Genomic DNA, 14,297 nt, shown 5'->3' with positions numbered 1-14,297 from the left:
ATGCGCGGAGGTCGGATGCGCATCCTGCTGATCAACCCGAATACCAGTCCGCATGTCACCGACCTCGTGGCCGGCCATGTCCGTGCGCAGCTCGACGGCCGGGCGGAGCTTTGCGCCGTTACCGGACGCTTCGGGGCCCGCTACATCGCGAGCCGGGCCGCTGCGGCGATCGCAGGCCACGCTGCCCTCGATGCCCTTGCCGAGCACGGCTCCGCTTGCGACGCCGTGTATCTGGCCTGCTTCGGCGATCCCGGACTGCTCGCGTTGCGGGAGCTGTCACGGGTGCCGGTGGTTGGCATGGCGGAGGCCGCCTGCCGCGAGGCCGCCGCGCGCGGTCGGTTCGGCATCGTCACCGGTGGCTCTGCGTGGGAGCCGATGCTGCGGGAGTTCGTGGCTTCCCTCGGCCTGTCCGACGCCCTGGCGTCGCTCCACACCGTGGCTCCGAGCGGCGGCACCATTGCCAGCGATCCGGACGCGGCATTGGCGATGCTGGTCGAGGCCGGCCGGGCCTGCGCCGCATCAGGATCCGAGACAGTCATCCTTGGCGGAGCCGGTCTTGCGGGTCTGGCGGCGCGGATCGCCCCACAGGTCCCCATTCCGGTGATCTGCTCGGTTGAAGCAGGAACCCGCGCGGTTCTGGCAGCCGCGGATGGATCCGCGACCGCCTGGCCAGAGCTGGACCCCGTCGAGAGCGTCGGCTTGGCACCATCCCTGGCGGCGCGGCTGCTTGATTCCCGACGCGGATCCGAAATGCGGAGCTTGCACCGGACCGGCGCCATGCCGTAACGCTCGCCAACCGGGCGGTTAGCTCAGTCGGTAGAGCGTCTCCTTTACACGGAGAGGGTCGGCGGTTCGAGCCCGTCACCGCCCACCAAAATTTCCAGTGATTCGAGAGGGATTTCCCAACTTGCGGCACCCTGCCGCTTCCGCTGGGGTTACGTCCGGGCGGTTCTGCTCGGTAGCGAGGGCTGTTTGGTCCCGCGCTTTGGTGGTGTGAGTTCTGGGCGAACCTAGATTGTAGGCGGCCAAGAAGCGGGCAAAGTAATGCCGAAGCTGGCTGTGACCGTCTTAGTCGAAGCGCTTGGCAATGGCGTCCTCGATCGTGCGATTCATCCTCGCGACTTGAGGCTTCGTCCAGAAAATGGCGCGGTTTTGTGAAACGGTGCTGGATGTCAATGTCGGCGCAGGCGCCCTCGAAGGAGTGGCCGCTGAACAGGACCGCCGTCATTCAAGTGTTTCCGGACGGCTCGGTGGCACGCGTGTTGTTGTCTGAGAGCACGGCGCATAGAAGATAAGCGTCCTGAGATGAGATAATCTAGCAAAAATAAATTATAAGAAACATAAAAATACCGATTTTATCTAAATCTTACAGCAATATCACTTGGAATTTTGACAGTCGTGCCGCCGGATCGCTGTGCCACCGCGCGCCCTTTTCCTTTTATCGCGGCGGTCGAGTGCCTTCATGCTCCCGCTGGCGAGCACGTCGGTTGCCGTGTTCGTCCCCCGTTCACCTGTGGCCGATGCGTCCCCTCACCAGGACAGGCCGCCGAGCGCGTTGCCTGCGGATGAGGTGCACCGGGATTGTTGGCGGGGTTCAATCATCAGTCTGCCGCGTGGGCTGAGCTTGCCGAACCTCCAAGCATATCTGCCCCGACCGGATGCGCGCTTGTGATCGTCTCGCAAGTGGCGTACAGATCATTTATCGACTTTTGGCCAGATATTCGGCCGTATCGCCTGAACAGGGCGAGCGTTCTGCATCTCTCCCATTTTCGACGACCAGCGATCGGGCGCGTGCGGTGCATGCGCTCGACCCATTCGTTTGCCTTTATAGATACGGAATACCTATGAGCATCGGCACCGTTAAGTGGTTCAACGACACCAAGGGCTTCGGCTTCATCCAGCCGGATGACGGCGGCAAGGACGTGTTCGTCCATATCTCCGCCGTCGAGCGCGCCGGGATGGCCAACCTCGTCGAAGGACAGAAGGTCTCCTACGAAATGGAGACCGACCGTCGCAGCGGTAAGCAGTCCGCCGGCAGCCTTCAGGCTGCTTGAGCCTCGCTCATCTGCCTATGACGAATTTCGAGGCCGTTCCTTCGGGAGCGGCTTCATCTATTTCTCGCTACCCCGGCCGGGCCGTGGGGCGCATAAGGAATATACGTGGGTCAATTCAAAACCAATCAGCTCGTCGATCGTCTAGAGGCGACTGCCAAGGCACGGCAGGCGACACTCGCCCAATTTCAGGCACGCCCGGCGGCCGACGATCCGGCCGTCCTTGCACGACAGGCCGCGCGGAGCGCAGTCGTTCAGGCGCGGGAAGTGCGCATCACTGAGCGGGAGATCACCCGTTTGGCCGGCGAGGCCGAGCGCGAGGCTGAGGCCCTTGCGGCAAGGGAGCGTGTCGCGGCGGAACTCATTCGTGAGGCTGCCGAGCACGCGGAACGGCAGGCTGCCCTCGCTGCCGAACAGAAGGCTGCGCGCGATGCACGCTTTGCCGCCCGCAAGGCCAAGGCCCGCCGGTAGGTCGACCCCGATCGGCACGACCCCATCATTCTGGAGGACGAGAGATGTCTCACAAGTTCAAGATCGGTCAGAGCGTCCGGCAGCTCGGGACAACCTATGCCGGCAACAAGAGCAGCGTCGTCGACGGTCTCTTTGAGGTCGTTCGACTCATGCCGGACGACCGTTCAGGCGAGCCCTGCTACCGGATCAAGTCAGCGGGTTGTGAGCGGGCCGCTCGTGAAGGCGAACTCGTTCTCGCTTCCTAAGGTGACAGGCGCGGGCGGCCGGACACGGTTGTCGGCGTTCCGACAGATCCCGATCACGATCTGTGCCTCCTTCATCGCGTAGACGATTGCCTGGCGCAGGCACGCCGCCTTCAGCTTCCTCGGAGCGTTATCCCTCCTTGCAGGCCGAGGCCAGGCTCTTGCCCTGGGCCCTTTAAGCTTCGATTGGGCGCAGCTTCAGCACCACCGGCTCCGGACTCGGCTTCTGGCCTCGCTTCATGTCCCAGATCCGTCGGTCCTGGTCGATCCTCTCCATCAGCCCGGTCCAGAGCCAGCCGGTCAGGTCATTCCGATCTGCCGTCCTTTCACGCCGCTCCATTGGCTGGCATATGCTTCGCCCAAAACGGGATCGGAACCATGCCTGAGAACGAAGCCTGTGAGGGCGCGGTTGCTCTGCTCAAACGCCAGCACGAAAAGATCGGCGCGTTGCTGCGCGATCTGAATGACGGCCGCTGGTGGCCCGACGATCATGTGGGCAACGAGGACGCCGCCAACGTCCTGGTCCACACGCGTACCATCGAGGAGAGCGTGCGCGCGATCAGTCGGATCGTCGCGACGATGAAGGACTGAAATGCTGAGCGAGGCCCCAGGCCCGCATCCGCCGGGTCTCAAATCCCGACGCCCGACCGCGGCACCGCTCGGGCGTGGCGCCGGCCTTTCGCGACGCGCGTCAGCCTTGGCTCAACCCGCACATCGACGGCTCTAGCTTGATTTGGGCGCCGATCCACGACTGACCCAATCCTGGCTGTCGAGCGTGCAGGCGCCGTTCGTGACCTTGGCGATCGCCGACATCGCCTCATCAAGCGAGGCATGAATCGATTTGACGGTTCGTAGCGTGCCCTCAGGGTGGGGCATGATCACGAAGACGTCTGAGTTCTCGGACTTGGTGATTTCGCCGAGGTTTCGCCCGAGGCGATCGTTCAAGCGCCAAGCGTTTCCTACAGTTCCTGTAGGGGTAAGAACGACGTCCATCGCCACCGCCTCGCTGATGCAGAAATTGGGGTCTATTCCGAGTCCATCAGGGGCGGGTAAGGTCAGGCCCTGAGGCAAGCCGTGACCCGCCGCCGCATCGGCGGGGCGACGAATTATGGCTGCAGGACAGGTAAGTCCTGGACCCCGTCCGCGGTCGAGATTCCGACACGCCGCGCGTCCGCCGGTCCGACAGCGCGGTACATCGACTTTCCCAGCCCGTTCGAACCAGCGTCACGATGGGCCTCTCTCCGAGATAGGTGACGTCGAGTAAGACTGGACGCCTGCTGGAACCCGGCGCCACAACCCCCACCCGCCCGGTTCGCCGATAGGGTTTTTTCTCCGGCGACGGGACAAGGCAATCCTACGACGCGATATCCGCGGAAGCTCCCCGTTCGGGCTGTGGCTCCTCATCCGAGTCCAAACCAGCCAACAGCGAATCCTTCAGCGCCTGCGTGATGACCCTCGCAATCGCTTCCGCCTGAACCGGCCCGACACGCTTGGTCGAGGCCTGACTATCGGGGTCTCCGGCGAAATACACGTAGGCTGCAGTGCGACCGGCGGCGTCGGTAATTCCGATGGCATCCCTCAACCTGCGGATGCGAAGAGGGAGCGAGAGGCCGAGATCGGTCATTTCGACACCGGAAGGATCACCACGTTACGCAATCGGCAGGTCTGCCTTATCGACAACCGCTCAGTCTGCGCCTGGTTTCGATCTCAGGCGAGCGGAGCGCCGCCCAATTCGGGTGAACGGACGGATTCGAGCAAAGGCCGTGTCACCGCAGGACAGCCCTCGCACCTTCGGTGTGGCGACAGACAGGCCAAGAGGGCAGCCGGGCGGACGGGACGCGCCGCCCGACCCGTCGCAGCGCTGAACCTGTGCCTATCCTACTTCTTCGATCCTGAAGCGGGTTTGGCCGCTACCGTGCCCTTTGTGGATGGTGCCGCAGCGATCGTCTTCACCTTCGGGGCCTTGGGCTTCTTCGCCTCGCGATTGCCGCGCTTGTTATCCGTCGCCATGAGCGCCTCCGTGAGAAAACCGGTGACCCAGCTTGCACGGCCTGGGCAATCGCCAAGCGATCACCAAACCGTGCCGGCTAAAGAACACCCTTGGCGCAGCCCCGCAATCCCGCCGTCGGGCTTGGCTCAGGCGCGATCCGTCACAGGCGGGGATCGAACGCCCCTTGTGTCACGCCGTGTTGCCAAGCTGCCCGATCGGCGCAGCCTGGAAATTTCCGCGCTCAGCGGCGGCCGCCATCAGATCCCGGCTTCAAGGCACGTTCGACGGCCTCCATGGCGCTCTCATAGGCTTTCGCTTCGCTGCGATGCGGGCGATCGGATCGCTCGGTCAGCTTACCGCTCTTGCGGATCGCCCATTGAAAGTGGCCCTCCGGCTTGGCCAAGGGCGAGACCTCGATGGAGTAGGGGTGCGGGACTTTGTCGTTCATTGGCCCGATATGTCAGCTCAGCGCCGCCGACGCCAGTCTCCGGCGCACCCCCGCCCGATCTGATCACAGCCTGGCGAGGCTTGGCGCCATTCCTTACGAGCGAGGCCAGACACGCGACGGGGCCCGAGAGGCCGGAGAGGGCGTGCGGATAGCCGAGGCTCATAAGCCACGTCGGGAACGGTCCCGCGACGGGAATGCGCGGCCGGCAAGCGCCCTCAGAGGCGCGGCACCTCTGGACGCTCAGGTAGCAAGCTGGAGCAGCACATTTGCCTCGGCGCCGATGAGACAGTGACGCGCACATTTGGCCACCGGCCGGACTCGATCGCAACAAGCGACTTGCGCACCAACTCAAAGCGTCCAGATCTGACGGGCTTTGTTGCGGATTTACCTGGAAGGACGGCGACGGCCCCGTGGACCGACACAAGTCGGTGTATTGTCCCTATTCTCGTCAAGAAGCTTGCGCCACCGGATTAGCCGCTCCGGTTCGATCTTGCCTTCGGTGATGGCGGCCTGCACGGCGCAACCGGGTTCGTGGGCGTGCGTACAGTCACGGTATCGGCACAAGGGCGCGCGTTCGACGATCTCGGCAAACAGGGTATCGATCCCTTCCGCGGCGCCACTGACGTGCAGCGTCCGCATTCCCGGCGTGTCGATGACCCAGCCACCGCCGGCGATCGCATGCAACGATCGCGACGTGGTCGTGTGGCGTCCCTTCGCATCGTGCTCGCGAATGCCGCCGGTCTGTTGAGCAAGGGCCTGACCTGGACCGACCAGCGTGTTCACCAGAGTGGATTTGCCGACACCGGAGGAGCCGACCAGCGCCACGGTCCGCCCCACTCCGCACCACGGCGCGAGCGTGCCTGCAGCCGTCGAAAGACGGGGATTGACGGTCACGACGTCGAGCCCGCGCTGCAACTGAGATGCTTGGCGCTGGTAAGCTCCCAAATCGGCGGTTGTGTCGGCCTTGGTGAGCAAGATCACCGGGGTTGTGCCGCCTTGATTGGCCAGTGCCAAATAGCGCTCCAGGCGCGCGGGATTGAAGTCGGCGTTGCAAGAGGTGACGATAAACAGCGTATCGACATTGGCCGCAGCGGCTTGAAGCGTTCGGCTGCCTTCCGTGCGTCGCTCCATCACCGTCCTGCGGCTGAGACGGCGATGCAGTGTCTGTGTCCGGGGGTCGGCCAGGATCCAATCGCCCACCGTGAAGTCGCCCGTATTTGCATGAACGGCCAGCGACAGCTCGACCGATCCGGCCTGCGATAGGGCAGTCAGACGGGAGCGGTGAATCGCAGCAATCCGCATCGGGGCGAAATCAGCCTCGTGGGGTTCGCGCTGGTCTTCGAAGAAATCGGACCAACCCAGGCTTGCAAGCGATAGGGGTTGGGAGGCGGTGGGATGATCGATCACCGCCCTGCCCATGACATGACATCACGCGCCTGGCCAGCCCGCCGCATCAGACCCACACCGAAGCCCGCGGGAACGCGCGGACGGTTCCACAACTGTCCCGCTTGAACATACCCGATGAAGCGGAAGGTCGTGTCGATGCGCAGGCTGATCCGAACCGCTCCATGACGAACTGAGGAATGCGGCCGGTTTGAACTGCCGTGTCCGGATTGAGGTGGCGGAGGTGCATCATTTCCACCTCCAACAAGCGCATCGCGATCCTGCGACATGGAGTTAGCACTTCTACGTCGCGAGTGCTAAGGATGCGTCGATCGGGCAGTGAAGTGCTCCTTCGCCGCGACGCCTCCCGCGACAGAGCCCACCATGTCGGTTGGATCTCGCTTGGGAACGATCAGGATCTCACGATGAAATTCCGTCCGTTGCACGACCGCGTGGTGCTCCGTCGCATCGAAGGCGAGGAGAAGACCAAGGGCGGCATCATCATTCCCGATACGGTCAAAGAGAAGCCGCAGGAAGGTGAGGTCGTCGCCGTGGGGCCAGGTGCTCGGGACGAGGCAGGCAAGATTAACGCACTCGAGGTGAAAGCCGGCGACCGCGTCCTGTTCGGCAAGTGGTCCGGCACCGAAGTCAAGATCGACGGTCAGGACCTTCTGATCATGAAGGAATCCGACATCCTGGGCATCGTCGCCTAGCTCGGATCAGGCCGCAACGGCCTCGATCCCCGACCTGCCCTTTGAGGCGCCCGCTGTGGCGCGCCTCGGGGCCAAACGACAGATGATGAGCCCCCGACCATGTCCGCCAAAGACGTTCGCTTTTCGGTCGATGCCCGCGAGAAGATGCTGCGCGGTGTCGAACTGCTCGCCAGTGCGGTGAAGGTGACGCTGGGCCCGAAGGGCCGCAACGTCGTGATCGAGAAGAGCTTCGGCGCCCCGCGCATCACCAAGGACGGTGTGACGGTCGCCAAAGAAATCGAGCTGGTCGACAAGTTCGAGAACATGGGCGCCCAGATGGTGCGCGAAGTGGCCTCGAAGTCGAGCGACACGGCCGGTGACGGCACCACTACCGCGACCGTTCTGGCTGCCTCCATCGTCCGGGAGGGCGTGAAGTACGTCGCCGCCGGCATGAACCCGATGGACCTGAAGCGCGGCATCGATCTGGCCGTGGCCGCAGTCGTGAAGGATATCGGCGCGCGCTCTCGCAAGGTCGCTTCGTCCGACGAGATCGCCCAGGTCGGCACGATCTCCGCCAACGGCGACATCGAGATCGGCCAGATGATCGCCCACGCCATGCAGAAGGTGGGCAACGAGGGCGTGATCACGGTCGAGGAGGCCAAGACCGCCGAGACCGAGCTCGACGTCGTCGAGGGCATGCAGTTCGACCGCGGCTACCTCTCCCCGTACTTCATCACCAACGCGGAGAAGATGGTCGCCGAGCTCGAGGACCCCTACATCCTCATCCACGAGAAGAAGCTGTCCTCGCTCCAGGCCATGCTGCCGGTGCTCGAGGCCGTGGTCCAGACCGGCAAGCCGCTCCTGATCATCGCCGAGGACATCGAGGGCGAGGCTCTGGCCACGCTCGTGGTCAACAAGCTCCGGGGCGGCCTGAAGGTCGCAGCCGTCAAGGCGCCGGGCTTCGGTGACCGCCGCAAGGCGATGCTCGAGGACATCGCGATCCTGACCAAGGGCCAGATGATCGCCGAGGATCTCGGCATCAAGCTCGAGAACGTGACGCTCCCGATGCTCGGCCGCGCCAAGCGCGTGCGAATCGAGAAGGAGAACACCACGATCATCGACGGTGCCGGCGAGAAGTCCGACATCGAGGGCCGGATCAGCCAGATCAAGGCGCAGATCGAGGAGACGACCTCGGACTACGACCGCGAGAAGCTGCAGGAGCGCCTGGCCAAGCTCGCGGGCGGCGTCGCGGTGATCCGCGTCGGCGGTTCGACCGAGGTCGAGGTCAAGGAGAAGAAGGACCGCGTCGACGATGCGCTCCACGCAACCCGCGCGGCGGTCGAGGAAGGCATCGTCCCCGGCGGCGGCACGGCGCTCCTGCGCGCCAAGGCGGCCGTCCAGGGCCTTTCGAACGACAACCCGGACGTCCAGGCCGGCATCAAGATCGTGCTGAAGGCGCTCGAGGCTCCGATCCGTCAGATCGCCTCGAACTCCGGCGTCGAGGGCTCGATCGTGGTCGGCAAGATCCTGGCCAATGCCTCTTCGACCTACGGCTTCAACGCCCAGACCGAAGAGTATGTCGACATGCTCCAGGCCGGGATCGTCGACCCGGCCAAGGTCGTCCGCGCTGCGCTTCAGGGAGCGGCTTCGGTCGCCGGACTTCTCGTGACCACGGAGGCGATGATCTCCGAGGCTCCGCGCAAGGATACTCCTGCCATGCCTGCCGGCGGCGGCATGGGTGGCATGGGCGGTATGGACTTCTAACCGACCATGGCGCGAGCGGCGCTTTCTGACGAGCCGAAGATCGGCTCGTGAGCGAGCGCCGCGGGGCGCGGCACGGCCCGATCGAACCAGGGGTCGCTCACGCAGCACCCGCCTGTGCCGTCGACTGCCGCTTCAGCACCCAGACTATTTCTTATCGCGCCAAGACAGCTGTCCCGACTTCGATATCCAGCAATCGATGTCTGAACGGGTCAAGCAGCAGACCGGCCGCAGGATCTCGGATCCGCGCGGTCGAGCGCCGCACGGAACACGCCCTGGCCCGGTCAGGTCCGCAGAACGCCAGGGCGTTTCAGTGCCGGACATAGTCCCAGACCTTGGAGATCACGACCGACCCCTCCCCCACGGATGAAGCGACACGCTTGACCGAGCCCGCGCGGACATCGCCGACCGCGAAGATTCCCGGATGCGAGGTCGCATAGGGGGACGCTGCGCCGGCCGTGTCGCCCGTCAGCACGAATCCATGGTCGTCGAGCTTGATGAGATCGGCGAGCCAGCGTGTGTTGGGCGCCGCCCCGACCATGACGAATACGGCGCATGTCGCGACCGTGCGGACGGTCCCATCCTCCACGTTGCGAACGGTCACGGCATCCAGGCGATCCTCGCCGTGGAGAGCGCTGAGTTCAGAGCCATACTCGATGGTGATCGCCGGGTCCGCTTCCAGGCGGCTCGAGAGATATTGCGACATCGAGGCCGCCAGCGACTGTCCACGTACCAGGAGCCGGACATGCCTGGCTGAGCGACTGAGAAACATCGCCGCCTGTCCTGCGGAGTTGCCACCACCGATGATGATCGCCTCGGCATTCCGGCAGTAGCGCGCCTCGATGTCCGTCGCCGCATAATAAATGCCGGCGCCTTCGAACGCTTCGAGCCGGTCGATCGGCAGGCGCCGGTACTGGACACCGGTCGCGACGACGACGGCGCGCCCACGAACGCGTTGCCCGTTCTCGAAGGTCGCGCAGAACGCACCGTCCTCAAGCCGCTCCAGCTTCGCCACCCGTCGCGGCATCGCGAACCGCGTTCCGAACTTCATCGCCTGAACCTCGCCGCGCCAGACGAGGTCGGCTCCGGAGATGCCGGTGGGAAATCCCATGTAGTTCTCGATGCGGCTCGACGTACCGGCTTGGCCACCGATCGCGACATCCTCGACCACCAGGGCGCGAAGCCCCTCTGCACCGGCATAGACGCCGGCCGCCACACCGGACGGACCGCCGCCGACGATGATCACGTCGAAGGCTTCGTCGTCGATGAGTTTGTGGTTGAGCCCGAAGAGCTGAGCGATCTTGTCGGGCGTCGGTTCCGCCACGACGATGTCGCGTCCGAAGATCACGGCCGGCCGGTCTGCCGCGACCGCACAGCTCTGCGCGACAGTACGCGCCTCCGGGCTGCCGAGCGCGTAGGACCGGTAGGGAAGGCGATTGCGACTCGCGAATTCCGCGATTTTACGGACGGCTCGGTCGTCATCCTCGCCGATCAGCACCAAAGCGCCGTCCCGCGCGTCGAGCTGCCGCCGCCGCCGTGCCGCGAGGACCGTGATGACGATGTCCGACATCTCGGGGATCTCGGACATCAGCCGCAGCATCTCCAGCCGCGGCACCTCGATCACGGCGGTATCCAGGACCGCCCGCATGGGCATCGACCAGTTCCCGCCGTTCAGGAACGAGATCTCGCCCATGAACTGCGTTGGCCCGAGCGTGGCCGGAAGGTGCCGCTCACTCGTGAACGGGTTGACCACTTCGATCTTGCCCGCTTCGACATAGACGAACCGGTCAGCCGGTTCGCCCGCGCGAGCGAGGAACGTCCCGGCTGGATAATGTCGCTCGACACCAGCCGCCTGAAGCGCGGCGATATGGGATGCGGCGAGGGGGACACGCTGCATCTCACGCAGATCACGGCCGATCGTTTCCATCTTTCTGCTTGCCCCTCACTGTGACCGATGCCGCGAAAGGTCGATCGCGCCTCGTTCTCAAGCCACGTCCAACATTCCAGGATGCATGGGTTCACGTCGCGTCATTGCTGGCACCGACCTGCGCGCGACCGATCATCGTACACGGACGAGCCTTCCGCGTTCGGGTTCGAAACCTTTGCTTTCATCAATGGTATCGCGCGGTCCGCGCGACACTGCGAATCAGAAACGTGAGCGCCCCACACGCATCCTCTGCGCGGAACGCGCCGCCGCCGGCCATCCGCCCGCCTTTCGTACACCGCGCGAACGCCCCTTATCCGAAACCCTCCGCTACCATGGGCGGACGTTCCGATACTTGTCCGTAATCCACGCTTCATGCAGCAGCCAGGGTCGCCATCGACCGCAGATCTTACCCGATTTTACCACCGGGCCTGGCCGAACTCGCCTAGCGTCGCCCCAACACTGAGCGTGGAGGGCGAGGCGACATGAACCCGAGCGGATCCGTCCATCCGGCGGACAGCGACCGACGCGATCTTCTTGTGGCCGCAGGCGCAGCGATGGCTGCCGGGATGGTCGCACTCGCGCCCGCCGAGGCACAGTCCGGATCACCTGCTCGCAGCGGCGACCGTAATTCGGCGCCGCTGGGTTCGCGTCTCCAGGGCGTGCAGCATTTCGGCGTCACCGTCCAGAACATGGACAGGGCCTTCGAATTCTACACCGAGGTGCTGGGCGGCACCGAGATCCTGCGGGACGGCGACTTCAAGGGTGAGCCGGTTCACTACACGATCCTGGCCGACCAGGAGATCGACGCGCACGCGCGCAAGGTCGACCCGCGCACGATCGGCGTACCCGATCTCAAGGGCGGCTCGCAGCGGCTGGACGTCCGCTTCGTTCAGTTCGAGAACGTCGTGATCGAACTGCTCCAATACCGCGATGCAGGGCAGCCGATGGGCAACGGCGATAGCTGGGCGGAGCCGCGCGCCCACATGAGCCCGGCCTACCCGCGCTCCATGCACATCTGCTTCTACATCCGGGATGATGTGAACTTCGACACATTCATCACGGACCTCGAGGCGGAATGCGCCCGGCGGGGCATGACCCAGGTTCGGGCCAACCGCACCATCGCGGTCAGGACAGAGGACGAGCGCCGGGCCGCTCCCGCCAGCACGAACACGATCAAGATTCGCGAAGGCGCCTCGAATGGCTGGTCGCTCATCTATTGCAAGGGACCGGAGGGCGAGCAACTGGAGTTCGTACAAGTGCTCGCCCCGGTGAAGCAGACATTCGCCGACGCCCTCGACCGCCGCCGGCAGATCCTTGCCGGACGAGGGTGATGGCGGTCGCCGGGAGCGACAACAGCGGATAGGTGGAAGCTCCGTTCGGAGCGGCGCCAAGACGGCCTGCGGCGACGACGCTTGCAGACGTTGAAAGCGACCATCGAGCTCGGCGCATCACGATTTTACTTCGTTTTACCGGCGACATCGCGACCACGCGTCTAGTCTTCCGAGGATCGGTCACACCGGCCCGTGAACCCGAGCCGATCGCCATGCGAGCTTGAGGGCGCATCATGGCCTCCTTCGATTTGCCCACGCTCTGCACCGCCGCGGCCCTGCTGGCTGGCGCGATGGCTGCACGCGCCGAGACCGGTTCGGACCGCGTCTATGCGACCGTGCCGGACGCGGCCTTCCCGGTCGTCGCCGAGATCCGCGCCAAGCGCAGTGAGGTAAAGCGGCTTCCAACAGCACCGGAGACCGCGCGATGAGCATTCCAGGCGCAGGTGACACTGGCCGAGACGAGGGAAACGCCGGATCCGCAGTTGACACGCCCCCCGCAGGCGCCTCGTCCCGGGCGTCGGCAGAGGCGACGAGCGCGCGGCAGCCGAACGCGGTCGCCTTCACGGTGAACGGGCAGACACGACGGGTCGAACTCGACACGCGCGTCACGCTGCTGGACGCTCTGCGCGAGCATCTGCTTCTCACCGGCACCAAGAAGGGCTGCGACCACGGCCATTGCGGCGCCTGCACGGTGCTGGTGAACGGCGTGCGCATCAACGCCTGCCTGAGTCTCGCGGTCATGCATGAGGGCGACGCGATCACGACGATCGAGGGGCTCGGCCGGCCCGACCAGCTCCACCCGATGCAAGCGGCTTTCATCGCGCACGACGCGTTTCAGTGCGGCTACTGCACGCCCGGCCAGATCTGCTCGGCGGTGGTCGTACTGGACGAGATCAGGGCGGGGGTACCGAGCCACCTGACCGGCGATCTCACCGGGCCGATGACGCTCAGCAATGCCGAGCTGCGGGAGCGGATGAGCGGCAACATCTGCCGCTGCGGCGCCTATTCCAACATCGCCGAAGCCGTCGCAGCCGTCGCGGGACGCGCGCCATGAGACCCTTCACCTACGAGAGGGCCCAGAGCCCGGCGGCCGCTGCGGCACGCGTCGGCGCGACACCCGGCGCCACGTTCATCGCCGGCGGGACGAACCTCCTCGACCTGATGAAGGTTCAGATCGAGACGCCAAGCCATTTGGTCGACATCCGTCACCTCGCGTTGCGCACCATCGACGATACCCCGGAGGGCGGACTTCGGATCGGGGCGCTCGTCACCAACACCGAATTCGCCGCCCACCCGCGGGTGAAGCGCGATTACGCGGTCGTTTCACGGGCGATCGTCGCCGGTGCCACGGCACAGCTGCGCAACAAGGCGACGACCGGCGGCAACCTCCTGCAGCGCAACCGCTGCCCGTATTTCTATGAGACCAACCTGCCCTGCAACAAGCGCGCGCCGGGATCGGGCTGCTCGGCGATAGGCGGGGTCTCGCGCGCGCTCGCCGTGATCGGCACCAGCCCGCTTTGCATCGCCCAGAATCCCGGCGACATGGCCGTTGCGCTGCGCGTGCTCGATGCCGAGGTTGAGACCGTACGTTCGGATGGGCGCCGACGCACGATCCCGATCGGCGAATTCCACCTCCTTCCTGGGCAGACCCCGGAGAAGGAATCCGCGCTCGAGGCCGGTGAGCTGATCACGGCCGTGATCCTGCCCAGGCCGATCGGCGGGACGCACCATTATCACAAGGTCCGCGACCGGGCGTCGTACGCGTTCGCGCTCGTGTCCGTCGCGGTCGTCCTGCAGGCGGACGGGACGGGGCGCGTCGCCTTCGGAGGCGTCGCACCGCGGCCCTGGCGCGTGGAGGCCGCTGAGGCGCTTCTGCCGCAAGGTCCCGCCGCGGTCGTTGAAGCCGCCTTCGCGGGCGCGATGCCGACGGCCGAGAACGCCTTCAAGATCCCGCTGGCGGAGCGGACCCTCGCGCTGATCCTCGCGGAAGGACGGGCGTGA

The 14,297-nt window shown here is 65.1% G+C and carries 17 protein-coding genes and 1 tRNA gene; 12 read left to right on the top strand and 6 right to left on the bottom strand.

Features of this window, described 5'->3' with window-relative positions:
• Positions 1-15 precede the first annotated feature (15 nt).
• The 6 genes from JOE48_RS20435 (at position 16) to JOE48_RS20410 (ending at position 3,355) form a co-directional block, all read left to right on the top strand.
• Positions 16-786, top strand: a complete 771-nt coding sequence (locus tag JOE48_RS20435; RefSeq protein ID WP_210032485.1) for an aspartate/glutamate racemase family protein — start codon at positions 16-18, stop codon at positions 784-786.
• Positions 787-798: 12 nt separating this feature from the next.
• Positions 799-874: transfer RNA gene (locus tag JOE48_RS20430), tRNA-Val, on the top strand.
• Between the two features lie 970 nt (positions 875-1,844).
• Complete coding sequence (locus JOE48_RS20425; RefSeq protein ID WP_210032484.1) at positions 1,845-2,054, top strand: cold-shock protein; 210 nt, start codon at positions 1,845-1,847, stop codon at positions 2,052-2,054.
• Between the two features lie 105 nt (positions 2,055-2,159).
• A complete protein-coding gene (locus tag JOE48_RS20420; protein WP_210032482.1) occupies positions 2,160-2,522 on the top strand; it encodes a DUF6481 family protein in 363 nt (120 codons plus the stop codon).
• A gap of 44 nt (positions 2,523-2,566) precedes the next feature.
• Positions 2,567-2,767: a hypothetical protein gene (locus tag JOE48_RS20415; RefSeq protein ID WP_210032480.1), complete on the top strand. Its 201-nt coding sequence runs from the start codon at positions 2,567-2,569 to the stop codon at positions 2,765-2,767.
• A 375-nt stretch (positions 2,768-3,142) separates the two neighbouring features.
• Complete coding sequence (locus JOE48_RS20410; protein WP_210032478.1) at positions 3,143-3,355, top strand: hypothetical protein; 213 nt, start codon at positions 3,143-3,145, stop codon at positions 3,353-3,355.
• Between the two features lie 132 nt (positions 3,356-3,487).
• Here the strand turns inward: JOE48_RS20410 and JOE48_RS20405 are convergent, their stop codons facing one another.
• The 5 genes from JOE48_RS20405 to rsgA form a co-directional block, all read right to left on the bottom strand.
• A complete protein-coding gene (locus JOE48_RS20405; protein ID WP_210032476.1) occupies positions 3,488-3,709 on the bottom strand; it encodes a hypothetical protein in 222 nt (73 codons plus the stop codon).
• Between the two features lie 409 nt (positions 3,710-4,118).
• Positions 4,119-4,388, bottom strand: coding sequence for a hypothetical protein (locus tag JOE48_RS20400; RefSeq protein WP_210032475.1), 270 nt, complete (start codon positions 4,386-4,388; stop codon positions 4,119-4,121).
• A gap of 254 nt (positions 4,389-4,642) precedes the next feature.
• A complete protein-coding gene (locus tag JOE48_RS30875) occupies positions 4,643-4,774 on the bottom strand; it encodes a hypothetical protein (RefSeq protein WP_280921329.1) in 132 nt (43 codons plus the stop codon).
• A 221-nt stretch (positions 4,775-4,995) separates the two neighbouring features.
• Positions 4,996-5,202, bottom strand: coding sequence for a hypothetical protein (locus JOE48_RS20395; protein ID WP_210032474.1), 207 nt, complete (start codon positions 5,200-5,202; stop codon positions 4,996-4,998).
• Positions 5,203-5,586: 384 nt separating this feature from the next.
• Positions 5,587-6,621, bottom strand: a complete 1,035-nt coding sequence (gene rsgA / locus JOE48_RS20390) for a ribosome small subunit-dependent GTPase A (protein ID WP_210032473.1) — start codon at positions 6,619-6,621, stop codon at positions 5,587-5,589.
• A 389-nt stretch (positions 6,622-7,010) separates the two neighbouring features.
• Here rsgA and groES point away from each other — a divergent pair, with 389 nt between their 5' ends.
• Together groES and groL are read left to right on the top strand one after the other, a co-directional pair.
• On the top strand, positions 7,011-7,298 hold the full coding sequence (gene groES, locus JOE48_RS20385) for a co-chaperone GroES (protein ID WP_210032472.1): 288 nt from the start codon (positions 7,011-7,013) through the stop codon (positions 7,296-7,298).
• A gap of 99 nt (positions 7,299-7,397) precedes the next feature.
• Entirely contained in the window at positions 7,398-9,041 is a 1,644-nt protein-coding gene (gene groL, locus JOE48_RS20380) for a chaperonin GroEL (RefSeq protein ID WP_210032471.1), read from the top strand.
• 307 nt (positions 9,042-9,348) lie between these two features.
• Here the strand turns inward: groL and JOE48_RS20375 are convergent, their stop codons facing one another.
• The gene (locus tag JOE48_RS20375; RefSeq protein WP_210032470.1) at positions 9,349-10,965 is read right to left on the bottom strand and encodes an FAD-dependent oxidoreductase; all 1,617 of its coding nucleotides are present in this window, start codon (positions 10,963-10,965) and stop codon (positions 9,349-9,351) included.
• Between the two features lie 554 nt (positions 10,966-11,519).
• Between JOE48_RS20375 and JOE48_RS20370 the strand changes: the two genes are divergently transcribed.
• From JOE48_RS20370 to JOE48_RS20355, 4 genes are all read left to right on the top strand, one after another.
• Complete coding sequence (locus tag JOE48_RS20370) at positions 11,520-12,296, top strand: VOC family protein (RefSeq protein ID WP_210032469.1); 777 nt, start codon at positions 11,520-11,522, stop codon at positions 12,294-12,296.
• Positions 12,297-12,529: 233 nt separating this feature from the next.
• Positions 12,530-12,724, top strand: coding sequence for a hypothetical protein (locus tag JOE48_RS20365; RefSeq protein ID WP_210032467.1), 195 nt, complete (start codon positions 12,530-12,532; stop codon positions 12,722-12,724).
• Positions 12,721-13,350: an aldehyde dehydrogenase iron-sulfur subunit PaoA gene (gene paoA / locus JOE48_RS20360; protein WP_210032465.1), complete on the top strand. Its 630-nt coding sequence runs from the start codon at positions 12,721-12,723 to the stop codon at positions 13,348-13,350. The genes JOE48_RS20365 and paoA overlap by 4 nt, the downstream gene beginning before the upstream one ends.
• A complete protein-coding gene (locus JOE48_RS20355; protein WP_210032463.1) occupies positions 13,347-14,297 on the top strand; it encodes a xanthine dehydrogenase family protein subunit M in 951 nt (316 codons plus the stop codon). The genes paoA and JOE48_RS20355 overlap by 4 nt, the downstream gene beginning before the upstream one ends.

This window comes from Methylobacterium sp. PvR107 (assembly GCF_017833295.1).
Taxonomy (GTDB): Bacteria; Pseudomonadota; Alphaproteobacteria; order Rhizobiales; family Beijerinckiaceae; genus Methylobacterium.
The sequence above is the reverse complement of the archived record's forward strand: the minus strand, read 5'-3'. Positions and strand labels throughout refer to the sequence as shown.